This is a genomic window from Lactiplantibacillus paraxiangfangensis (assembly GCF_036246185.1).
GTDB classification, from domain to species: domain Bacteria; phylum Bacillota; class Bacilli; order Lactobacillales; family Lactobacillaceae; genus Lactiplantibacillus; species Lactiplantibacillus paraxiangfangensis.
Genome location: NZ_BTPW01000002.1, coordinates 162550 through 186477 on the forward strand (window position 1 = coordinate 162550; position 23928 = coordinate 186477).

A 23928-nucleotide genomic window follows, 5' to 3' on the forward strand; every position below is an offset into this window, starting at 1 on the left:
TCATGTCAAAATTATCTATAATCAAAAATGGAACGATTAATTTTGCTTAGTCGTTCCTTTTTTCTATGACAAATAACCCTTTATTTAGATATATCTATTTTAATCGATAATTAAATTATAAAAAAATAAAATCGTTCATTAGATTTTGAGTTCGAATGTAAACGTTTTAATTACCTACATTTGTAAGACGCGTTAACTGGATAATCGATATAAATATATTTATATATTAATAAATCTTTCTCATCGTTAATGAAAATTATTATCAAAGTCTGATATACTCGCATCAGCAACGCGTTTATGGAATAACGTCGTTGAAACACATGGATCAGGTGTTGCTCTACATATTGACCTTTGGAGGGGGAAACATGCAATTACTTTGGCATCGATTCAACAAGCTTCAATTATGGATTTTCGGGGGAATCGCACTTGTACTACCACTGATTCAAATCATTCAATCATTAAATCACCGCTTACTCGCCCAGAACACCTTTTTTGACTCACCCTATACCAAGTGGATGGGAATCGATAGCTTTCACTTTGCAGCTACCGCTTTCTACTTGATCATTCCTTTATTAGCAGCGCTACCGACAGCTAGTTTGATTCGTAAAGACCTAGATAGCGGCTTCTTCAATCAACTACAAGTCAAACTTGGTGAACGAAAAGTCTTTCTTAGCTATTTTTTGTGGGCCGGCATTATGGGCTTTCTGATTGTAGCCTTACCACTCATCATCAACCTATTCACCTATTTCATGATTTTACCTAATATTCATCCCGATCACTTACTCAATAGCAACATTATGGTTATTAATCGTAATACTTTATTAGTCAGTTTATATTATCAACATCCCTTAATTCATGCCATATTAGCCATTCTATTTGCTGGTTTCTGGGGAACCCTGTTTGCCTGGTTCACACTGGGATGGTCGTTACTCTTACCTAACCGATTTGTTGCAATGACCACGGGATTTTTATTGCAACTCGGCTTATTGCAACTACAAGGGATTAGTAGTAGCGGGATTGGCTTTGCACCCTACTATTTCTTAACCGAGACTAACCAGTTGGATACTAGCGCCTTGTCCGCTGGCAGCATCACCCTTGCAATGCTCATCGTCACCAGCCTGTTAGTACTAGGGGGGCGACGCTATCGTGTTGTTGCATAACATCGGTGCCCAAGAGTTTTATCGCCTGCGTGCCCGCTGGAAATTGCTCTTAGTCATCAGTACCTTCGCTTTTTTATGTGGGATTAGCGCCTTTCCCGCAATTTTATGGGGCAGTGATAGCTTGCCCTTTCTGTACCAGAATACGGTAGACCCTTATTTGATGTACGAACGCTACCTGCCACTCTCAATAATTGCGACTTCAATGATGACTGAATATCATTTAAATGACAGCTTTTTTAGTCAACACCGTTCCACCTTATATTGGCAAACTGTAATTCAAAATTTGCTGGTCATCATTAATATTTGGTTAATCTGGAGTTTAACAACTAGTTGCATCCTGTTTGGAAAGGCACCATTAATTTCCACTCGGCCAACTATTTTAATTGACCTCGGATTAGCAGCAGTTTTTATCTTATTCGTTCAAGTAATTCTTAGTGCAATCACCCTGCTACTCTACTTTTTAATCCATCGCAAACTGATATCGGTACTGTTCGTTTTATTCGTCAATATTTTATTATTCGAGCAAGAAAATCGTACCAAAAATGTTTTACTATACGCGTTTGATCAAATGACCGATCCCTTCACACGGTTGCTCCAATTAATGAACTTAGCCGGCCTGATTCTATTGATTGGATTAGTGACCTACTACTTAGTGCAGCGGAGGGAATTTTAAGATGCGGGCATTAAGACAAGTCCAAGGATATCACTACTGGCAACTGATTAAAGTACGCTTTAGGCTCATTATGTTCGTCCTAATTATCCTAATATTGACTGTTGGCCATCAAGTTTCCGATAGCGCCTATCCGCACGCAATTGCTCAATTTTTCGCGGCACCAACTGCCTTTGAGATTGCCCACGGCGAGATTGTTTTTCCAGTCTTCTGGTTAGGCTATTTTTCCTTTCCACTGATCATTGTCAATAACAGTTTTCAGCAATTATGGCAAGCACACGCGGTTCAACTGCGGGGCTTTCAATTTTCAAAGTTAAGTTTTGGCAGACTCAACCTTCAACTACTGAGCTTAACTGCACTCGCTATCGATGGACTGACCATCGTTAGTCTGTGGTTAGCACAAAGTTGGTGGCCAAAAGTCGCATTCAGCGTAGGCTCCATCAAAGGGGCTACCGCGTGGGCACTTTGGGCCATGATCCTATTCTTAGATTTGCTACTACTCCTTATGGTGCAACAAATCTGTAATCTGATCAGTCCGGCCATCGGGCTGATCATCCCCGTCATTTTATTAGTCTTGACCATCTATTGGCCTAACCCACAAAACCCACTTGGGCTATCAATCTATTCCAGATTACCAGCCTTTCAACCAGCCAGTGTTTTGTGGTTACTGGGCTGTTTAGTTCTATTAATCGGGGGTTATCTAATCAGTTATCGCTACCTTGAAAATCATTAATACGGGGGAATAATGATGAGTTTAATTAAATTGGTAAATGTAAGCAAATCCGTTAAAAATCAGGTCCTACTGACTAACGTATCGCTAACCGTTAATGCGGGTGACATTGTCACTTTAGAAGGCATTAACGGCTCTGGTAAAACATTGATTTTAAAAGCCATTCTTGGTCTGATTCGTACCACTGGTGATGTTTTAGTTAATGATCAGAAACTAACTGTCGGCGGAAAGTTTCCAATTCGTGCCGGTATTCTTATCGAAAATCCGAGCGTCATTGACAACTTTACTGCCAAAAAGAACCTGGAATTATTAGCACGGTTGTTGCCTGAAGTCACTGATCAACAAATTGACGATTTATTAGCACAATTTGAGCTACCCATAAACGATAACAAGAAAGTCCGTAAATTTTCACTTGGAATGCGTCAAAAATTAGGCATCGCGCAGGCGGTCCTTGGTCAAAGTCCCCTCATTATTTTGGACGAACCGACCAACGCCTTAGACGCTGAAAGTATCGACAAATTAATTACCTATTTACTTCAATTGCAACAACGGGGCTGTACCTTTATCATTGCTTCACACGATCACGACTTCGTGAACCAAGTTGCTAGTCGCCGTTTCCAAGTGAAGGCGGGTCAAGCTCATGAAATCTAAAACCAAATGGGGACTAACACTCGGCCCAATCTTCCTGTTGAGTATTTTGGCAGGCTGGCGTTACCGGGTGGTTAACCGCGGATACCTCCCCCAAAACGTTAAAGAGGTCGTTGTTAAACGCAACCAAACCGTTAAGGACCCAGATGTTCATTTCAAAATTTTAAGAACCCAAACAAAGCTAACGAATGATGAGGCTCTCATGAACGTAACGATGAGCATCAATCAGGTCGGTCCTAGCAACTATGGCTTTAAAACCAATAATCCAAACTTTGATGACAATATGTGGTTTAACATTCCTTATGGCTACTATAGTATGACCAAGGGACCAACCACAACTACAGGAAAAGCACTGTCCATGAACGACATGTCCCAGAAAGGCCGGCGGGTAATCGTCATGTCGTTTCGGACCCCCCGCGACAATTATGCCTCTAGAAACGCCACCCCCCGTTTTAGTTTTTTAGTCCCCCATGGCAAACAATACATGAAGTATTCCTACCTACTTGACTTCTAATGCACCGATATAGAATAAAAACCAACGCAGGCACTCTAAATCGTTAACCGATTGGTGGCTGCGTTGGTTTTTTTCTACATTTAATGATATAAGTCGAAACGTCCCTTACTGAAGACCGTCCCCAAGTGGGCACTCTCAAGTAGCGAACGGTCGGTGATCACCTTTTTCAGTGCTGAAGCCGGATACCCTTTAACGGGGCGGTTGCTACTGAAGATTTCACCAATCCCGTCGCGGTCACTGAGCGATGCGACCGTTCCGCTGGATTGATAATTAAACGGTGTCGTGGCTTTGCCATTTCGCAAAGCAACAATGTTCTTGGCTGCTTGTTCACCACAAGCCAGCGCAATTTGGGCTGTCGTTGGGTATGGTCGTTCGCCATCGGGTGGCATTACCGCCGCCACGTCGCCCACGATAAAGACTTCTGGCCGATCCTCTAGTGACAAGTCTGGTTGGACCATGACCCGGTTACGACGCTGCTGGAAGCCAGAATCCGCAATAACGTGCGAGCCACTGACCCCCACCGTCCAAATAATCGTATTAGCGGCAAATTCATGTTCAACTTTGTCCGTATCCGTATAAGCAACGGCGCCGGGTTTAATCGCCGTAATAGCGGAACCTAACCGCATTTCAACGTTGTTCTTTTCCATGAAGGCCAGCGCATAGTCCCGCAAGTCTTGGTTGAACATCGGCAAAATTGATGGCATTCGTTCCAAACAAACTAATTTGATTGCGGGAACCTGATACTTCTTCTGTAATTTAGGCAATGACTGTGTCAGTTCACCTAACAATTCAATCCCGGTAAAGCCCGCACCACAGACCGCAATCTTCAAATCATTGTGATCCTTGCTCGTTTGATAGGCCTTGACCCGGTCTTCAATGTGTTGATAGACCGCTTGCGCCGTTTGAAGATCATCCATTGCCAACGCATTTTCATTCGCACCCGGTACCCCGAAAGTTTCGGACTGGAATCCTAATGCAAGCACTAAGTAATCATAGCTGATGTCATCATGGTCTTCGAAACTGATGGCTTTGTTTGCAACGTCGACATTGTTAACCGTCGCTTGCACAAACGTGACCCGTTTTGCAATTACGGACGGAATGTTATACGTAATCCGTTCTGGATCAATCGTTCCGGCCGCAACTTCATGGAGATTAGTTTTCTCCGTATGTGTCGGTATTTGATCAACTAAAATCAATTGATCCCCACTAGGTAGCCCTTTCGTTAAAAACTTGACGGCCCTCATTCCAGCATAGCCCCCGCCAAGCACTAAAGTTGTTGACATGTCTTGTTTACCCCTTTCATCATTCAGTCAAACGACCCCCACAGCGCGCTAAATTGATTGTGGCTCCGGTCATTTTTGACAGCTCAAATGCCATTATATGGTTAAGTACATCGTACACTGAAATCCCGCAAAATTCAGCTAAAAAGCCGTTTAATTTTTTATGATTATCATTAAAAGTCTAACTTTACAAATAATATAAAAGATTGACCGTCACTAGGTTTGAAGTTTATAAAAATACCCATCATTAACCAGTAGTCAACTAATCAGTCATTTTACTTTTAATAAGCAATAATAATTAACGAATTATTCATCGAACAGTCGCTAGCGGAGTCGAACAGCTTTTTTCAGCCCAAAACAAAAGGACCGTGGTTATAACAACCACGATCCTTTATCTTTTGATTTAATCCGTTACTGGACTTTTTGCGGTCAAACGTTCAACGTCACGCACAATCATTAACTCTTCATTAGTTGGGACGACCATCACTTTAACTGGTTCGCCATCCTTACTAATAACTTGTTCTTTACCGTGGACGTCGTTCTTTTCGTCATCGACCGTCACACCGAAGTAGCTCAATTGCTTCAAGATCCGTGCACGCATCGCAACGGAGTTTTCACCAACACCGGCCGTAAAGATCAAAGCGTCAATGCCGTTCATTTCAGCAATGTAACTCCCGATGTACTTCACGACCCGGCTTGCGAAGATTTCCAAAGCAAGTTCGGAACGTTCGCGACTGTCCTTCGTCTTATCCAAGTCACGCATGTCAGGTGATAACCCAGAAATACCGAGTAACCCGGACTTGTGGTTTAGAATATCAATGAAGTCTTGGACGTCAGAAATCCCAAGGTGCCGCATCAAGAATGGGATCAAAGACGCATCAATGTCCCCAGAACGGGTACTCATCGTAATCCCCGCTAACGGCGTAAAGCCCATAGACGTATCAATGGCCTTACCATGATCAAAGGCGGTGATTGAAGCACCTGACCCTAAATGTAACGTAATCAATTTAAGTGAGTCTAACGGCTTGCCTAAAATTTCAGCCGTCCGGTTTGCCACGTAACGGTGACTAGTCCCGTGCGCACCATACTTCCGTGCGCCGAATTTTTCATAATATTCGTAAGGAATACTATATAAGTAGTTTACTTTTGGCATCGTTGCAAACAACGACGTATCAAAGACAGCCACTTGGACCACCTTTGGTAATAAGCTTTGGAAGACTTCAATGTAATAAGCTTGCGTTGGATTATGTAACGGCGCATACTCAGACAAATCTTTGATTTCCTTTAACGTTTCGGGGGTAATGATCACTGAATCTCTAAAGTGTTCGCCACCCGCAACGACCCGGTGACCAATCCCTGTAATCTCGGATAAATGGGCCAAAATGCCATCACTCTTCAAGCGAGTCAGGACCATCGCAGCCGCTTCTTTTGCATCGATCGTTGGACGGGTTTCTTTGTACTTCGTCCCGTCCGCCTTTTTAATCACGAAAACTGAATCAGGTAATCCTAAACGGTCAACCATCCCTGAGGCGATCACCGTTTCTTCTGGAACGCTAAATAACTTCCATTTTAAAGTTGAACTACCAGCGTTAATTGCTAATATTTTTGCCATGCTATATTTCCTCCATCCATCATCAAGTGTGCCTACTGCCAGTTTAGCCAATAATGGATGCGCTTTCAAGGTTTTATTCAAAAAGCTTATATTTTCATATCATTGTAAACAATATTCCCAACTTATCATTTTTTTCATTATCCCATTTTACGGTATAATAAAAGCAAAGAAAGCGAGGCGATGATCATGATGACGAAGAAGCATTTTTCTTGGACTCTCAGTAACAGTTTCGCCGCTTTATTGTTAGTCGTTGGGGCAATCGTCGCATTATGGGCATTAATCACTAATTTCGGGACAACCGTCAGTGTTGACGCCGTGGTGACAGCGGCTGGCTTGTGGATTGTCGGGCTTATCTTCTTACACCCAGCACCTATCAATATATTGATTCCTGTCATCATTTTCGTTAGTGTTGGCGCGGGTTATGCGGGCTATTTTAGTAGTCCCCACTCCTGGTTAGGTGCCGCGGTTGCGACCTTACTGACCGCACTGATCGTTAGCTACGGCTTTAGTCTCCGTAAAACGATTCGTCAGCGCCACAGTAATTGGTACCAAAAATAATGAACTAAGTTGCAGTTAACGGGGGTCCCAAACAGCTGGGACCCCCGTTTTTATGCGGTCTGACCGGTTATTTATACCGCAATCCGACTTAACGCAGACAAACCCGAACAGATGTTTTATAATGAAAGTCAATCCATTCAGAAAGGAACCGTCCGATGGCACCTAAAATTGGTATTCGTCAACTCGTTGAATTCGTTCTTCGTCAAGGCGACCTAAACGAAGTTAAAAATAGTCAGAATACCGCCTTAAATGGGGCTAAAATTCATCGGCGGCTCCAAAGTAGTCGTGGTGAAGACTACGACAGCGAAGTCTACCTTAAAAAGACCGTGACGATGAACGGGAGCGACTACGTCATTTCTGGCCGCGCAGACGGTATCCAGTTAAACGACGACGGCGCCCTGATTGAAGAAATCAAAACGTCCGATCAGGCGTATGATGACCTAAGCGACAATACCCGCACCCTGTACTGGGGCCAGGTCAAAGTTTATGGCTACCTATTATTACAAGAACATCCCGAGCTTGATAAGGTCACCTTACAATTGACCTATTTTCAAGTCAGCACCGAAAAAGTGACCAAAGAACAAAAGGTCCTGCGGCGCGCCGAACTCGACCAATTCTTCAAAGACCTCATTACCGAATACGAGTACTGGCTCACGTTACGGGCGGACCTTCGCAAGCAGCGCAACGCCTCAATTAACGACCTCCCGTTTCCATTTCCCGCGTTTCGACCCGGACAACGTGAGCTCGCCGCGGCCGTTTACAAGACCGTGAGGCTCAACAAACGCCTCTTCGTCGAAGCGCCAACGGGAACTGGTAAAACGATTTCGACACTCTTTCCGGCCGTCAAAGCGCTCGGTGAGGATTTAATTGAACGCCTCTTCTACCTCACCGCGAAACAAAGTACCCGGCACGTGGCTGAGGAAGCCATTGATCTCATGAGTCACGACGGATTGGTCATTAAGAGCATCACCTTGACGGCCAAAGACCAGATCCGTTTTCCGGAAGAACAGGATTTAATCCCGGAAGAAAATCCGTTTATGATTGGCTACTACGACCGCTTGAAACCAGCGCTTAAAGACTTGCTCACTCACGAAAATCAGATCACACGACCAGTGATTGAACGCTACGCTCGTAAACATACCGTGGACCCCTTTGAATTTTCACTGGACGCCTCACTCTTTTGTGACGTGGTCATCTGTGACTATAACTACTTATTCGACCCGCTCGTTTACTTACAACGGTTCTTCAGCGAGGGTGACGACGACAACTTTTTCCTCGTTGACGAAGCCCACAACCTCGTCAGTCGGGCCCGGGATATGTATTCGGCGGCCGTCAGCGACCAAGCAATTGGGTCCATATTAAAGCTAGCCCGTCCCGATAAAACGCAACCAAGTGACGACTTACAACAAGCGCTCAAAAAAGTACGCCGCAGCTTCACGCGTCTCAGTCAATCCCTGTTAGATGACGGCGTCACCGAACAAGTGACGCTGGACCCACCGGAGCCCCTTTTGCGAACCCTACGAACATTTAACGAATTTGTCACTGACTGGATGACACAACAAAAGCCGTCCCCACTCTTAGACGCCGTCCGTGACTACTTTTTTGCGTGCTTAACCTTCGTCAAAATCGGGGACTTGTACGATGGGAGCTATCAGACCCGGTTCGTCTTAGACGGCCACCATCTAACGGTCAAGGAACTCTGCCTTGATCCTAGTGACTTCTTAGATGGGTCGCTGAAACTCGGTGCCGGTGCGGTCCTGTTCTCCGCGACCCTGTCCCCGATGGCGTACTACCAACGGGTCTTAGGCGGCGAAGCAAACAGTCTCGCCTACCAGTTGCCTTCCCCATTTCCGCCGAAGCACCAAGCGATTTTGGTGACGCAGTACGTTCAAACGACTTACCGGGAACGTGAGCGTAACGTCGATCGCATTATTCAAAGTTTACACGCGCTAGTCACCGGAAAAACTGGCAATTATCTCGTGTTCTTTCCATCATATGGGTATCTCAGTCAGATCAAGTCGGCCTTTGAACAAACTTATCCTGACATTGCCACGACCAGCCAAGAATCCGTCATGAACGCGGCGGCCCGGCAAGCCTTTCTGGATCAATTCCAAGCGGATAATCCAACCACTCTCGTCGGCTTTTGCGTGCTCGGCGGCCTCTTCTCAGAGGGGATCGATTTGCGCGGGGACCGGTTGATTGGCGTTGCCGTCGTCAGTGTCGGGTTACCCGGCTTAAATCCCGAAACCAACTTGATTCGTGACTACTACGACCATCAAAACGGTCAGGGCTTCGCCTACGCTTACCAGCTTCCCGGCATGAATAACGTCTTGCAGGCGGCCGGTCGACTAATTCGTAGCAGTCAGGATACCGGGATCATTTTATTATTGGACCAGCGGTTTGCGAGTCAACGGTACGTCGATTTATTCCCATCGCACTGGCAATACTACCAAACAATTCAATCGTTACCGCAACTCAGCGCCACCATTGCCAACTTTTGGCACCAGACTAAGGAGGAAACTACTAATGAAGACTAAGTTAACACGCCAACTTGAAAGTACCCTCTATCAGTACTGTTTGGAACAGGGCGCCTACGTTGTTGAAGAAGTTAGTATGCCCGATAAGAAGGGCATTGTTGATACACTCAGCTATCAGCAACTTCCAGACGGTCAGATTGAGTGGCGGTGCTACGAGTTAAAGGTGACTAAAAATGACTTCCATTCGAAGGCCAAGTTATCCTTTATTGGGCACTATAACTACTTCGTGCTCCCACAAGCCCTTTACGAGGAAGTCAAAGATGAGATTCCGAGCCACATCGGTGTTTTGATCTACCGCGCTTTTGATCCAGAGGCTGTCGCCCTAGCACCACAGCCATTACGAGCACCCGGATTCCTAACCGTGGCTAAAAAAGCCCAGCATCAAGACTTACAAGTTCCCGAAGCGCCACTAACCGGGCACTTCATCGCCTCATTATTCCGAGAAGTCGATAAGGCCAAACGCGTCAAAAAGGGCTTGGCACTCTATTCTGACGACCAACTTTTTAAAGAGCTGCGCAAGCGGGCCCGAAAAGGCTACGACGTGTACGACCCCGAAGCAAACCTCTACGACCGGTTTATTGACGAGACCACGAACGATACCGTAACGGCGCTACAAGAAGAATTGGACGCTCGTAACGCTGAATACCAAACACTCAAGTTAGCCTATCAGCAACTGATTGCACCAGATCTGGGGGACCAACTATGACGACTTATACGCCCTATTTTCGTGGTCGGATGTACGATTTATTGGCGCTCAAGGCGCTGTGTGAACAGGGGCAATTAGGATCAAACATTATCCCCATCATTGAACCCGTTCGTGACTCCAAGGAATTACAGCAGACCGTGGCGGCGTTTATCAAAGCTCAGCAACCTTTTAGTTTGATTGCCAACCCACAAGTTAGCGTGTACGGCCTAAATCCGAATAAGCTTTATCCACTTCCCGACCTCAGTACCGTGCCGTTTTTTCACCCCGGGGCCATTTTAGCCGCGGACTTTAGTCGGGACTTCTTAACTTGTGGCCCCGGGCAAACCAGCTTCCTAGTTGCCCCCAACTATCCGTTGCTTAAAGCCTATCAAGGTTCAGCCGTGTTGCAGCGTACAACCCTCGTGATTGCCGATGAGGCCCGCCTGCACCAAATTGCCGGTAACCAGGCGATCCTCCTAACCGATGCCATGGCGACGCCACACCACGTCGCTGATTACGGGCTCCTGACCGATGAATACTTTGAACCGGCCAGCTGGGCCACCCCGCCCTTTGGCTACCAGGGCTTCGGTGATTTCTCACTCGTCGGGAAACCGTACTACGATAAGGGTATGCCGTCCCGGGCCATCGCGTTACATTTGATATACGTGACGCCAGACGGCCAGTTACGAATTCACCACTGCGTCTCTGACAGCAATGAGCATCTAGGGGGCCAAAAGCAAAAATTTTCGGAAGCGTTAGCCAAACTGACCGCGTGGGCACCAGCCCATTTAACCGGATTAAACCGAACACCGGCCCTTGAAAGTCTGCTAGCCTACGAGCACACCGCAAAGTTTCCTGGACTCGGCACCGTTAAAAAGCTATCATTAATGCACCACTTACAACTGATGCACCGTTTAATAGGAGAATAAAATGCCAAAACATGAATCTGCTTGGAAACAAATGTTTCACTTCTACCGTGACGAATATCACGAAAAACACGCGCCAATGCTATACGGTGACATCTGGCTCCAAACTAAGTCTCATCAACGCCTCGTCCTCGGGCTAACGGATCCGGCTACCGCACCTTTGACGGGGATTACTAGCTTAACACTGCCTTCAGAAGGTCAACACCTGACGACTGGTGATGTCCTGACCACCGTTACTGATGAACAGGGGTCCCATCCTTTTACGACCCCATTTAGTGGAACTGTCCAGAAAATCAATACTGATTTGACCGACCAACCTAGTGATTTAGCGAATAACGTCCAGAAAAATAACTGGTTAGTAATTTTAAAGGCGGATTAGGGCTGTTACCAAAAGTAAGTATCTGATTTTTGTAAAAGCGTTTACATTTTTGCTTAAACGTGCCACCAACTTACCGTTACAATTTAACATTCATCCCGTCCGTGGCGTACAAACGTTGCTAGACGGGCTTTTTTTATCAAATTATTATTTAATCAATCGTGAAATAATCTTTAATCTGTTAAACCATTAATCGCAATTTTGCTTTTTTCCAATCACTTAAACCCCATATTTATATTACAAAAGATTACAAAAAGACCCTTTTATTACAGTTAACCCCTGAATTCGTAAAGCTACTGCTATTATCCTGTCACAATCAGCAGTTATACTATTTCATAGTTAAGCGCTTGGGAGAAACACGGGGCCAAGCCAAATTCAGACTAAAAAATAGGAGTGTACCTAACGTATGAAAATTAAGAATGCTTTATTATCTACCGCTGCCGCTACTGCTAGTCTCTTTGCCATTGGCGCAACCGCTCAAGCCGCAACTGTAACTGTTAAATCTGGTGATACGGTTTCCGCAATCGCCGCTCAACATAACACCACGGTTGATGCTATTACCAAGGCTAACCAATTAAAGAACGCTAACTTAATTTTTGTTGGTCAACAACTTGAAGTTAACGGTAACGGCGCCGCCGCAACCACGACCACTCAAACTAGCCAACCTGCAGCAACGACTCAAAGCACTCAATCGAGCCAAACTCAGACGCAAAGCTACAGCGCACCAGTTGCTAAGACGACCACTCAAAACAACAACACTGCTTCAAGTTCTAACTACAGTGGTGGTTCTGCTAAAGCTTGGATCGCTGGAAAAGAATCTGGCGGTTCATACTCAGCACGTAACGGTCAATACATCGGTAAATACCAATTAAGTGCTTCCTACTTAAACGGTGACTACTCCGCTGCTAACCAAGAACGCGTTGCTGATAGCTACGTTGCTTCCCGTTATGGTTCATGGGACAACGCTAAGAGCCACTGGTTATCAAACGGCTGGTACTAAAATTTAAAATTCAACTTAGCACCCAATTCCTTTGCGGATTGGGTGCTTTTTTGTCTGAGGTAACAGTTCATTTGCGTACATGGCGATTCTTCTCTCTATCTATAGTAAGTAGGAAGAAAATTTACATGGTTGACTCATTCCTAATTTTCATTGAAAATCCGTTGCCAGCAACAATCCCTCCATCAACATTGATCAATCCCATTAATCGTTCATCGCCATTTTCTGAAAACCCGACCTAATATTACAATTCATTACAAAATCAGCCCTATATTACATTTGGCGCTCAAAACGTAATGTTCTGATTATTTGAATGACACAGTGGCCAGTTATACTAGTTACTGTTGATTGGTTATGACAAACACCAAACCATCAAAGTTGTGAAGAACGTTAATAAAGAAGAACTATCGCAAATCATAGGAGAGTGTATTTAATAATTATGAAAATCAAAAACCTTGTATTATCATCAACTGCAGCCTTAGCATTGTTCGCCCTTTCTGCAACAGTCGCTAACGCCGACACAGTTACAGTTAAAGCTGGTGACACCGTTTCTGAAATCGCTCAAAACCATAACACGACGGTTTCCGCTATTGAAAAAGCTAACAAGTTATCCAACGTCAACTTGATTTTTGTCGGTGACAAGTTAGAAGTTAACGGTACAACTACCACAACTACGACTTCAGCTGCAACCAGCGCCGCACCACAATCTGCTGCTAGCCAAGCAACTTCTTCAGTTGCCAGTCAAGCTAGCGCAACGAGTGCCGCACCTAAGTCAGTTGCCAGCCAAGCAACCTCTTCAGCAACTTCAGTAGCTAGCCAAGCTAGTTCATCAGCTGCAACGAGCACTGCACCACAATCCGCTGCCAGCCAAGCAACTTCTTCAGCTGCAACGAGTTCTGCTGCTAGCCAAGCGACCTCATCAGCCGCAACTTCAACGGCCAGCTCTGCTTCATCCACTACTTCAAGCAATGGTGGAAACACGCAAAGCTACGTCTTGAGCCAAATGGAATCACGGACTGGGGTTTCTGCCTCAACTTGGAACAAGATCATCACCCGTGAATCTGGCTGGAACTCAACTGTTAAGAACAGTACTAGTGGTGCCTATGGTTTATTCCAAAACATGCACATCTCTAGCGGTTCTGTTCAAGACCAAGTTAACGCCGCCGTTTCTTTATACAACGCACAAGGCATGAACGCTTGGGCCCTTTAATCAAAACTAAATTTTAAATTTAACCCGTTTCGAAGCGTAACTTCGAAACGGGTTTTCTTTTGGGCTTTAATTGGCGTATGCTAAAACTAAAATTGAGAGAAGGTGATTTCCATGCGTGCTGTCCGTTTAGCCACATCATTATGGCTCATCATCGTTGGCGCCTTGATCTTGGTCAGCCTATTATTTAAATTTCCACTATTTGCAACGGTCAATACGCAGACCGCTACTGGGATTGAAGAACTTATTCTGATTATTTTGGTCTTGGAATTAAACAATCGCTACATTCATCAAGCGCTACGCTTTCGCTCCAGCTTAAATTGGACTAAACAACTGGAGATTGTGGGACCAAGCTTGCTCATCGTTGGGGTAGCAGCCATTTTTGGCCTATTAACTTATGCTTCCGTTACGCCCCTACTCCTCACGTTACTGGTCGCCGTTCTCGTTAGCTGCTTTGAAGAACTCCTCTTTCGTGGGATCATCTTCAAACTGCTTCTGCGCGATTTTGGCACTAGTCGTAAGGGCCTCTTGCAAGCAGCCGGACTAAGCAGCGTTTACTTTAGCCTGACACACTTGGTCAACTTAACCCATCAGGACTTAATGCTAACTGGGCTTCAGTTACTGTTTACCTTTGCAATTGGCCTCTTACTCTGCGGGTTATACCAGGCAACACAGTCACTATGGTGGCCCATTGCCATCCACGCCCTAAACGACTTCTTTAGCTTTAGTCAGCCAACGATTAACTTGCCGCTGATTCACACAACCGCGGCTTTTCAACTCCTAGAAATCGTGATTATTTTAATCTTAACGGGGATCGTCTTTCGTCACACCCCTGCTAGAAACTAAATATACAAAAAGGATCTGAGTTCAAGACTCAGATCCTTTTTCATTTCTTTTAAGCTTCCAGACTAAACTTGTGTTGTGCTAAGCGGTACGAGTGATCACACGTTGCCGCCACGTCCGGTTCGTGTGTCACAATAATCACGCACTTGTGCTGCTCATGGGCAATCTTTTGAAACAACTCAATCACGTCGCGCGTATTTTCCTCGTCTAAATTACCCGTCGGTTCATCAGCGACCACTAACTTTGCATCGCAAACCATCGTTCGTGCAATGGCGACCCGCTGCTGCTGACCACCAGACAGGCGTTGTACGTTTTTCGTCATTTGTTCATCACTCAAGCCAAGCTTGCGTAGCATTTCCGTAGCGTAGCGTTTGTCACCACGGTGAGTTGAATCCGTAATTGCCATCGCCGTCATCAAGTTATTGAGCGGTGACATGTACGTTAACAGGTTGTAGGATTGAAACACAATGGCAACGTGTGATTTTCGGTAATTCGTCAAGCCAATCTTGTTAATAGACTCACCGTTCATTTCAATCTGCCCAGCCCGGGGTTTATCTAACCCGGCCAATAGCGATAGAAACGTTGTTTTACCCGAACCACTCTGACCCACGATTGCGTAAGACGCGCCCGCTTCAAAGTTCAAGTTGACGTGTTCAAACAGGCTATTTTCCTGACAATCGTACCAGTAACCCAAATCGTTTACTTTTAACATCGATTTATCCTCCTCACTAGTCAATCAAGACTTTCTTCGGTTGCAACCGCAAGATACCACCGGAAGCTAACATGATCGACAAGAACATGATTGCTAACCCGAAGCCACCCAGTTCAACCAGATCCATCACGGTGACGTTAATATCCAGATCAGTTTGTTTCTGACTTGCCGTCGCACTGCCGGTACTACTACCCGGTCCACCTTGCATATTGCCACTCGGCTTGCTACCAGTACTACCGCCCGGTGCACCACTGCCACCTGGTTGACCAGTCGTACCGGTCGACGAACTCGTTGTCGCGGTCGTCGTCTGCTGTGAGACTAGCTGTTGTCCTAATTGGTTTCCTACAAACTTGCCACCAAATCCGGCGAGCACAACGGAAACCACCAAGACCATTACCATTTCAGCGAAGAACTGTGCCACAATCTTCCACCGACTTTCGCCGAGGGACAGGAGCACACCAATCTCATAACGCCGTTCCCGAATCATTAAAATAACGATCAAGGCTAAAATAATCGTCCCAGCAATTGCAACTAACCAAACGATTTTATCCGCAAACGACTTAACGTTATTCATGGACGCTTTTACCGTCTGGTAGCTACTGTCATCCGTGCTCAACGAGTACTTAGACGTGCTGATCAACTGATTACCAGCGGTTTTAACTTTGCTGACTTTAGCCGGATCAGAAATAGTGAACGTCACGGAGTCCGCCGTATTTTTGTAATTCGACCCTTTAACGGTATTCGCAAACGTGTACGACGTATAAACGCTGTTAGATGGGTCCGTCGCACCGGGTCCCTGTTGGGTACTAGCGCTGGATGAGGCTTTATAGACCCCAACGATCTTCAGGGTATACGTCTTCTTCGTGCCAGTCGTTGCCTTCATCTTGATGGTATCGCCGACACTTAAGCTATCTTCCTTGGCGAGTTCACTTTCGATGACGACGTTATTCGTCCCTTCATCGCTCGCTGTAATGCCACGACCCTTCGTAATTTTGCTAGACTTACTTTCAAAACTAGTGACGCTACTCGTACTCGTCACACCAGAGATGGCAATGTCACCACTGCCACTACTACTAGCGCCCATGCCACCTTTCATCCCGCCCCCAGTATCGCTGCTACTGGTAGACGTCGAAATGGCATCAAACCCTTTCGCATTGGCGGACGTTGAAACCGTCGCGTTGTAACTCGCAACGTTGCTCAACTGAGCAATCTTCTTGGCATCGCTTAATTTGACTGGCGACGTCGTTAGTTTCGGTCGACTGCTTTTACTAGTCGATGTCGAACTGCGCATCTTCTTAAAAGCCGCCTCCCGGTTAGCTGACAGTGTAACGGTTGCCCCTACACTCTTCTTAGCATTGCTGGTTGCGGTATCCGCAGCGTTTCGAATCAGTAACCCAGCCAAAACAAATAACATAATCGCTGATGTCACAAGAATTAATAATATTGAACGACCTTTTTTGGCCGTTAGATTGAGCCATGCGCGTTTAAAAAAATTCACGCTTAAACCCTCCTTCAGGTAAGTATTGAACTTGCAAATTGCTTTAACAGATTTAAACTTACACGGAAAATGGGGTCAAAATGTGAAGGTCCTCCGCAATTTTATCGGCTTAGTCACGACTTTTTTTGATTATTGATTGCTAACACTCTAAAGGATGAGATGTAAGGCAAAAATACGACATACTAAAAAAGCCATTCAGAAATAGCACCATTTCTGAATGGCTTCTCTATATTATTATGGCCGAAACGTGTGCCAAAAGGCAATTTGCTCCGCTTAACCCGGCATCAGCGACTATTCCAAGCCCAGGAATAATCACTGATGCCACGTTAATGCTCACAAACTACCCGCCTTTTGTCACACTCTTACTGATTTTCCGGCGCCCAATCACAATCCACCAAGTGGTCATTGATCAATCCAGCCGCCTGTAAATACGAATAGATGGTTGTGGGCCCCACAAACTTAAAGCCCCGCTTTTTCATTTCTTTCGAGACCCGTTTAGCGAGGTCATTGGTTGCGGGCATCTGGTCCATGCGTTGCCAAGGCTGCCGAATCGGTTGATTATCGACGAAGTCCCATAACCACGTCGCAAACGACGAACCGGCTGGCCAATCACGAATCACCCGGGCGTTATTAATAGTTGCCGTTAATTTCAACCGGTTCCGGATAATCCGTTCGTCAGTCATTAACCGCGCCAGATCAGCCGTCGTCATTGCGGCAACTCGTTCAATATCGTAGTGGTGAAAATCCGCCTCAAACGCCACCCGTTTATTAAGCACCGTTTGCCAGCTCAGTCCCGCTTGATAAGTCTCTAAACATAATAATTCAAAGAGCTTCTGTAGATCATGCTGAGGGTGCCCCCACTCCTGATCATGGTAAGCCCGCATTAAATCTGAAGATTCTGCCCAGGTACATCGTTTCATTATTTCGTCCTCCTAATCATCATAAACCAAAAACAACCTTCCAGAATGTTTTTCCGAAAGGCTGCTTTGGTTTAGTTAGTCACACCGACCACTAAATAATTTTACTTTTGATGACGCTTCGTTGGTTCATCCGCCGTGCCTTCATTTTCCATACGATCCGTTAACGGATAAGTTAAACGAATCAAACTTGGAATGATAGCTGGAATGAAGAATACCAGGATAATTAATCCGATAATCACAACCATCGCCACTTGAATCAAGGTCAAGACTCCGGATGGCATCAATGCCGCGAACGTCCCACTCAAAATCAAGGCAGCAGATAAGACCACGGCCCCAATAACGGCGGAAGCACGGACAATTCGGGTACTTGGCGTTGCTGCCGAATTATCAAATTCACGGTACTTCATCATCAGGAAGATACTGTAATCGACCCCGAGGGCAATCAACATGATGAAACCAAAGAACGGTGTGTTCCAAGTTAACATGCTTTGACCTAAGAACCAGTTACTCAAGATCCGCGTGATACTCAAGGACATAATGTAAGCTAACAATAACGTCCCTAAGATGTAGAACGGTTGTAAGACGGAACGCGTGATAACCATTAAGGCAATCAGAATCCCAATCAACATAATCGCCGCCGTCCGAATGAAGTCACTCGACGCAATGGCTTGCGTATCATTAGTTTCAGAAGTTTGACCACCGATGGCAATCGTTGCGCCATCTAACGCGGTCCCCTTCAAACTATTTTGCGCTTGCGTTTGAATCGACGAGACCTTATTCATCGCAGACTTCGAACTTGGGTTGGTATCCAAGACAATCGTCAACTTAGTGGCGTGATTGTCTTCAGACATGTACGCTTTCAACGCTGACGCGTAAGTCTTACCCTTCAAGACGCTCTTTGGTACGTAGTAAGTCTTCGAAGCGTCAGAATCTTTCAGTCCAGTTAAGTAACTGTTGGCTGAAACAACACCCTTATTGACCTTCTTCGTCCCGTCACTGGCCGTCTTAAGTCCAGTTTGTAATTCTTGCATTTGACCAACGAGTCCTTGCATCGTGGTGTACATCGTTGCGTTCCCATCGGCAACCTGCTTGGCACCGGTGTTCAGTTTATTGACGCCACTAACTAGTGCAGGCACGTTCGAATTCAATTCGGTTGCACCCTGTGCCAGTTTAGAAGCACCGCCGTTTAAGGCTGCTGAGTTCGAAACTAATTGGTTCGTCCCAGAACTCAACGCACTGATGGCACCCGTTAACGTTGGAATTTGGCCTTGTAACGTGCCTAAACCAGTCGAAACTTGTGAAGACCCACTAGCTAAACGACTAACACCGTTTGCTAACGTTGGCACTTGCGCATTCAACTGACCGTTACCAGTCGCAACTTGGGTCGCACCACTAGCTAACTGCGTCGTTCCGGCATTAAGCGCACCTGAATTAGCATTTAACTTGTTCGTCCCTTGACTGAGTGCGCTGATGGCACTAGTCAACGTTGGCACTTGTGAGTTCAACCCACTGACACCGTTGTTGACTTTGTTAGCACCGCTAGCGGCACTTGAGACACCCGTCGTGTATTGGTTTAACTTAGCTGCCAACGTGTCAGTTCCAGTTTGTAACTCGCCTAAACCGGAAGTCACTTGGTTAGAACCGTCAGACAACTTGCCAACCGCAGTTTCTAATTCTTGCATACTGCTCAAAGATTTTTGCAACCCTTGGACCGCACTGATCGACTTGTTATTTGCATCGATACTTGCGTTGGCTAACGTTCCAAGTGAGGAAAGTTTACCCAACTTAGTACTCAACGTTTGTAATTGATCAGTGGCAGCGTTCATTGCTGTTAACTGTTTTTGTAAATCAGATAAAGCGCTGAGACCGGAAGCCGCTGAAGAATTGGCCTTCGTCGTTGCCGTACTTGAACTCGTCTTCGCATTCGCACTATTTTGGGCGTTAACCGCTGACGTTACGGCCGAGCTAATGGCTGACTTCTGTTCAGCAGTTGCTGATGAACCCGCAGCTGCTACCGCTGCATCAGCCACGGTAGTTCCGTTCACGCTAGTTGTCGATGACGACTGACTACCAGCCGCATCCGCTGCAGAAGCACTCTCTAACGCGCCCTTAATGGCCGTCATGTCAGAGCTAATAGCTGACTGTGACTGCTTAGTCGAAGTTGCCGCCTGATTTAAGGCCGTTATACTTCCTGGCAAATCACTAGAGTTATCAATCAACGTCTGCATATTCCCATTGATTGCCTGTAACCCTGAGACTAACTTTTCAAGGTCAGAAGCACTCACTGAGCTGTTACCAGCTTTAATCTGTTCTGCTAATTGATTTAACCCCTGAGAAACTTCACTAGAACCACCTTGTAGCTTTGAAACACTGGTGCTTAAAGTGGTCGTCCCATCAGAAATGGACTTCTTGCTATTATCTAACTGATCCAACCCATTAGTTAAGGATTGGGTACCATCAAATAACTGCGTAATCCCAGACTTCAAAGTCCCGGTCTGACTATTCAATTGGTCTAAGCCGTTGTTAACGGTATAAACACCATTCGTATAAGTCACTAAGCTCGACTTAAGTGAGTTAGCACCGCTGGCAACCTGGCTTGAACCACTAGCCAACTGACCGGTCGCACTGGATAAAGCTCCGGTCTTACCATTTAATTGGTTTAACCCACTTGTCACTTGGCCTGAACCACTGGCTAACTGATTGACACCGCTAGCGAGTGTCCCAGTCTTGCTGTTCAGCTGGTTTAGCCCACTGTTGACGGTGTAAACACCGTTAGTGTAAGTGACCAACCCAGTCTTCAGGGTATTCGCACCACTGGCCAACTGGCTCGTTCCACTAGCTAACGTCCCGGTTTTACCGTTCAGTTCGCTTAAGCCGTCGGATACTTGCTTAGAACCATCCGCCAACTTCTTAACGTCTTTAACACTGCCCGCGACGTTAGCCTTTTTCAGCTTACCGTTAGCCGTGTCTAAACCGTCACTAATCTTGGTCAGCCCGCTACCCGCGGTCTTCATCCCACTAGTCACAGTCCCAAGTTGCTTGCCAACGTATAGATCACTAATGGCAGAGCCACCTGGTTGGGTGACGGAAGCGACGGTCTTGACGCCCTTAACTTTTTGTAACTGTTTCGTTAAACTATCAATCGCTTTTAAATCTTTTTCATTATTCAAAGCGTGATCAGTCTTAATGTATAACGTTGACGGTTCAGCCGTCCCCTTTGAAAAGTGACTTTGAACCACTTTGAACCCTTGTTTAGCCGGAATCGTATCGTTTAATTCGGCTAACGTATCATAGTTCAATTCGTTATTGTACGTTAGGACAAAAGGCAATGAAACGCCTAAAACCACGATCAACGCAATGATTGGGTAACGGACGGAATTAAACGCAATCCCGTGCCACATTTTACTCGTACTGCCACCAGCAAACTTCTTAGTTGGCCAGAACAACCGTGGTCCTAGCAAAGCCATGAAGAATGGGTTTAACGTCAGTAAGACGAGCAATAGAATGGCAACGGCAATCGCAACCCCGACCGCTGACCGATAAATCGAGAAGTTCGCCAACCCTAAGGCTGAGAACCCGATCAATAGTGACGACCCACTGTATAGGATCGTTCGTCCGGCAATCTTTAGTGCTCTCCCAGTCGCGGCGACCGGACTATCGCCATGACTGAGCTCTTCTTTGAATTGATCAAACAGTAAGATGTTGTAGTCGGTCCCAATCCCGAACAACACCACGACCATAAAGACCTGGGTGAAGTTCGACAATGGAAAGTTAACTTTATCAACTAAGTTCATCACAACACTCAGTGAAATGATAAATGAAACCCCAACGGACAACAGTGATACTAATGGTGTAATTGGTGATCTAAAGACTAACGTCAGCACGATAAAGATGAAAATAACCGTAATAATTTCGGTCTTTTGAATACCGGCTTCCGTTTCTTGCGTGAAGTCATCGTTTAAGATGTCACTCCCGGTAACGTAAGTCTTTACACCACTCGTTTTTGCACCTTCAGTGATGTTTTTTGTCATGTTTGAAACGGTCTGATTCTTACCAACCATTAACTGTAAAAGTTCGGTCGATTTATCTTTAGAAATCAATTGTTTCTTGGCAGCCGCGCTATCGCTTGCGGCAGTCATTGACTTCACATGGTACTTCGACTTTTGAACTTTGAAGCGTTGGATCGTCCCATCGATCTCCTGCTTCTGCGTGTCAGTTAACGGTGAGTCACCGTTGTTAAAGACCACGACCACTTGACGCGTGTTATTTTGACCACGCCCCCAGTGATTTTGGATGACTTGTGCAACTTGACTCTTGGCGCTGCTTGGCAGCTTAGTCTGGCCCTTTTCACGAACCAGACTGCTCATATTTGGCAGGAAGATGACGGCCGCTACCATCACTACCAGCCAAATAATCGCTTGAATTGTAAAGCGTCTACGGCTCCCTTTCAATCTGTATCCCTTCCCTAAATCAGATTCTAAAACGACATCGTGACATTTAATCAACAATGTGTTTAAATAATAACAATATGTTAATTGAAAACCAATGAAATTTCAATCAACAATTTTCATAAAACTGTCATAAAATAAACAAATCAAACAATACTGTTCAAATAATGGAGTGAATAAAGTGGTAGGCACAAAAAATAATCGGCGCTCCCAGATGACTAAGCGTTTAATTCAAGATAGTCTCATCCAATTGCTACAAGAACAAAGCATTGATGAGATTACCGTGACCGCCGTTTGCAAAGCAGCCGACATCAACCGGGGAACGTTTTATGCGCACTATGAAGACGTCAAGGACTGCATGCATCGCATGGAACAAGATGCAACTAAGGAACTCCTAGCCGTGATCGATGAACATTCGATTCCGGACTCATTACAAGCCATTTTGACGGGGATCTTCGAAGTGGTTAAGAAACGACACGCCGTTACTTCCTTTATACTGACGACTGACCAAGATTTCTTAATGAGCTTCATTGCCACGACCAAACGCGAAATTCTCGCACAGATTCCTAGTAAAGTTCCGGGAATCGGTAGTCGTGAAAAAGAGTACATGTTCGAATACTATCTCAACGGGATCGTCGGTGTCGTGCGCTACTGGCTCAAGACCGGTTTAAACGAATCACCAGAAGAACTCGCTAGTTTCATCAACGACTGGTGGTACCGGGGCAAGCCGGTTAAAAATCTTTCCGAACCAACCGAGTAACTGAATCACCTCACAATATTACTGGGACTTAGTTAGGACCAACCATTATGGCTTCTGTATAAATATCATAATTATTTAATATCAATAATCATGATCCTGCTTATTAAAAATAGCATGTTCACGCCGTAATCGGAAATAATTCAGCTTCATTTGGCCTAAAAAAGTTCACGGTTTATTCAGTTTATCGAATCCCTTTAATTTTAGACTTGATACCCATCAAGTTTGACGCTAAAAGTGAGTTTGAGACAACACTCAAAAAGCCAATCAGAAATAGCATGCTATTTCTGATTGGCTTTCCTTATTATTATGGCCAAAACGTGTGACAAAAGGCAATTTGTTCCGCTTAATCCGAAAGAAGCGACCATTCCAAGACCAGGAATAATCGGCTCTAGAATATTGGGTGTTGATGGAAATCCATCAACACCCAGTTTTTGTGTAAAATAAAAGGACAACTTCCCCCAATGCACCACCCGTACCGACCAAAGTAAAAGTAAAGGCAAGTGAGAAAAGATGTCCCAAAATCATTTTATCGAAGATACTCTTCAAATTAAAGACCCAAATATTATTTGTACTGATATTGATAGTAGTAATCCAAGCAAACAGGTCATTCACGCTAAACTGACCTATCCTTTAAAGAACTGCCCACTTTGTGGCCAGCCCGAAGTAGTACGTTTTGGGACTAATCTAATTAATGTCAGAATGCCCCCAGTCAAAGAACGACCAATTATTTTAAAATTGCGTAAGCAACGTTATCGGTGTAAATCCTGTAAGCATACTTTTAGCGCACAAACATCATTAGTTAAACCGCATTGCCAGATATCAGAAGATACGAAGCAAATGATTATCT

The 23928-nt window shown here is 45.3% G+C and carries 21 protein-coding genes; 15 read left to right on the top strand and 6 right to left on the bottom strand.

What is annotated here, in order from left to right; translation table 11 throughout:
- Positions 1-365: 365 nt before the first annotated feature.
- The 5 genes from AAA939_RS01800 to AAA939_RS01820 are packed head-to-tail and all read left to right on the top strand — an operon-like array spanning position 366 to position 3722.
- Positions 366-1160: a hypothetical protein gene (locus AAA939_RS01800; RefSeq protein WP_338208045.1), complete on the top strand. Its 795-nt coding sequence runs from the start codon at positions 366-368 to the stop codon at positions 1158-1160.
- Positions 1147-1833, top strand: a complete 687-nt coding sequence (locus AAA939_RS01805) for a hypothetical protein (protein ID WP_338208044.1) — start codon at positions 1147-1149, stop codon at positions 1831-1833. Before AAA939_RS01800 ends, AAA939_RS01805 begins: the two co-directional genes overlap by 14 nt.
- A 1-nt stretch (position 1834) precedes the next feature.
- The gene (locus AAA939_RS01810) at positions 1835-2563 is read left to right on the top strand and encodes a hypothetical protein (RefSeq protein ID WP_338208043.1); all 729 of its coding nucleotides are present in this window, start codon (positions 1835-1837) and stop codon (positions 2561-2563) included.
- A gap of 15 nt (positions 2564-2578) precedes the next feature.
- Positions 2579-3211 carry an ATP-binding cassette domain-containing protein gene (locus tag AAA939_RS01815; RefSeq protein WP_338208042.1) on the top strand — a complete coding sequence of 211 codons (633 nt, stop codon included), beginning with the start codon at positions 2579-2581 and terminating at the stop codon, positions 3209-3211.
- Complete coding sequence (locus tag AAA939_RS01820) at positions 3201-3722, top strand: hypothetical protein (protein ID WP_338208041.1); 522 nt, start codon at positions 3201-3203, stop codon at positions 3720-3722. Before AAA939_RS01815 ends, AAA939_RS01820 begins: the two co-directional genes overlap by 11 nt.
- An 80-nt stretch (positions 3723-3802) precedes the next feature.
- On the opposite strand, the gene AAA939_RS01825 is transcribed toward AAA939_RS01820, so the two are convergent.
- Together AAA939_RS01825 and AAA939_RS01830 are read right to left on the bottom strand one after the other, a co-directional pair.
- The gene (locus AAA939_RS01825) at positions 3803-5005 is read right to left on the bottom strand and encodes an NAD(P)/FAD-dependent oxidoreductase (RefSeq protein WP_338208040.1); all 1203 of its coding nucleotides are present in this window, start codon (positions 5003-5005) and stop codon (positions 3803-3805) included.
- 400 nt (positions 5006-5405) lie between these two features.
- On the bottom strand, positions 5406-6614 hold the full coding sequence (locus AAA939_RS01830) for an acetate/propionate family kinase (RefSeq protein WP_338208039.1): 1209 nt from the start codon (positions 6612-6614) through the stop codon (positions 5406-5408).
- A 186-nt stretch (positions 6615-6800) separates the two neighbouring features.
- On the opposite strand from AAA939_RS01830, the gene AAA939_RS01835 reads away from it, so the two are divergent.
- The 8 genes from AAA939_RS01835 (at position 6801) to AAA939_RS01870 (ending at position 14746) form a co-directional block, all read left to right on the top strand.
- A complete protein-coding gene (locus AAA939_RS01835) occupies positions 6801-7172 on the top strand; it encodes a hypothetical protein (protein ID WP_338208038.1) in 372 nt (123 codons plus the stop codon).
- 155 nt (positions 7173-7327) lie between these two features.
- Entirely contained in the window at positions 7328-9709 is a 2382-nt protein-coding gene (locus AAA939_RS01840) for an ATP-dependent DNA helicase (protein WP_338230426.1), read from the top strand.
- Positions 9699-10415, top strand: coding sequence for a hypothetical protein (locus AAA939_RS01845; RefSeq protein WP_338208036.1), 717 nt, complete (start codon positions 9699-9701; stop codon positions 10413-10415). The genes AAA939_RS01840 and AAA939_RS01845 overlap by 11 nt, the downstream gene beginning before the upstream one ends.
- Positions 10412-11323 carry a sce7725 family protein gene (locus AAA939_RS01850; protein WP_338208035.1) on the top strand — a complete coding sequence of 304 codons (912 nt, stop codon included), beginning with the start codon at positions 10412-10414 and terminating at the stop codon, positions 11321-11323. Before AAA939_RS01845 ends, AAA939_RS01850 begins: the two co-directional genes overlap by 4 nt.
- Position 11324: 1 nt before the next feature.
- Positions 11325-11699 (top strand): biotin/lipoyl attachment domain-containing protein, encoded by a 375-nt coding sequence (locus AAA939_RS01855; protein ID WP_338208034.1) that lies wholly within the window; start codon positions 11325-11327, stop codon positions 11697-11699.
- Between the two features lie 403 nt (positions 11700-12102).
- Positions 12103-12696: an aggregation-promoting factor gene (gene apf, locus AAA939_RS01860; RefSeq protein ID WP_338208033.1), complete on the top strand. Its 594-nt coding sequence runs from the start codon at positions 12103-12105 to the stop codon at positions 12694-12696.
- A gap of 436 nt (positions 12697-13132) precedes the next feature.
- Positions 13133-13903 carry a LysM peptidoglycan-binding domain-containing protein gene (locus AAA939_RS01865; RefSeq protein WP_338208032.1) on the top strand — a complete coding sequence of 257 codons (771 nt, stop codon included), beginning with the start codon at positions 13133-13135 and terminating at the stop codon, positions 13901-13903.
- Between the two features lie 111 nt (positions 13904-14014).
- Positions 14015-14746 carry a CPBP family intramembrane glutamic endopeptidase gene (locus AAA939_RS01870; protein WP_338208031.1) on the top strand — a complete coding sequence of 244 codons (732 nt, stop codon included), beginning with the start codon at positions 14015-14017 and terminating at the stop codon, positions 14744-14746.
- Between the two features lie 49 nt (positions 14747-14795).
- Here the strand turns inward: AAA939_RS01870 and AAA939_RS01875 are convergent, their stop codons facing one another.
- The 4 genes from AAA939_RS01875 to AAA939_RS01890 all read right to left on the bottom strand — a co-directional run bounded on the left by AAA939_RS01875 (position 14796) and on the right by AAA939_RS01890 (position 22324).
- Entirely contained in the window at positions 14796-15455 is a 660-nt protein-coding gene (locus AAA939_RS01875; RefSeq protein WP_338208030.1) for an ABC transporter ATP-binding protein, read from the bottom strand.
- A 16-nt stretch (positions 15456-15471) separates the two neighbouring features.
- Positions 15472-16953 carry an ABC transporter permease gene (locus tag AAA939_RS01880; RefSeq protein WP_338208029.1) on the bottom strand — a complete coding sequence of 494 codons (1482 nt, stop codon included), beginning with the start codon at positions 16951-16953 and terminating at the stop codon, positions 15472-15474.
- Positions 16954-17315: 362 nt separating this feature from the next.
- Positions 17316-17873: a DNA-3-methyladenine glycosylase I gene (locus tag AAA939_RS01885; RefSeq protein WP_338208028.1), complete on the bottom strand. Its 558-nt coding sequence runs from the start codon at positions 17871-17873 to the stop codon at positions 17316-17318.
- A 101-nt stretch (positions 17874-17974) separates the two neighbouring features.
- A complete protein-coding gene (locus tag AAA939_RS01890) occupies positions 17975-22324 on the bottom strand; it encodes an MMPL family transporter (protein WP_338208027.1) in 4350 nt (1449 codons plus the stop codon).
- A 178-nt stretch (positions 22325-22502) separates the two neighbouring features.
- On the opposite strand from AAA939_RS01890, the gene AAA939_RS01895 reads away from it, so the two are divergent.
- Both AAA939_RS01895 and AAA939_RS01900 read left to right on the top strand, forming a co-directional pair.
- On the top strand, positions 22503-23081 hold the full coding sequence (locus AAA939_RS01895) for a TetR/AcrR family transcriptional regulator (protein ID WP_338208026.1): 579 nt from the start codon (positions 22503-22505) through the stop codon (positions 23079-23081).
- Between the two features lie 510 nt (positions 23082-23591).
- The coding region (locus tag AAA939_RS01900) for a transposase family protein (protein WP_338230428.1) at positions 23592-23928 on the top strand (337 nt) is incomplete at its 3' end.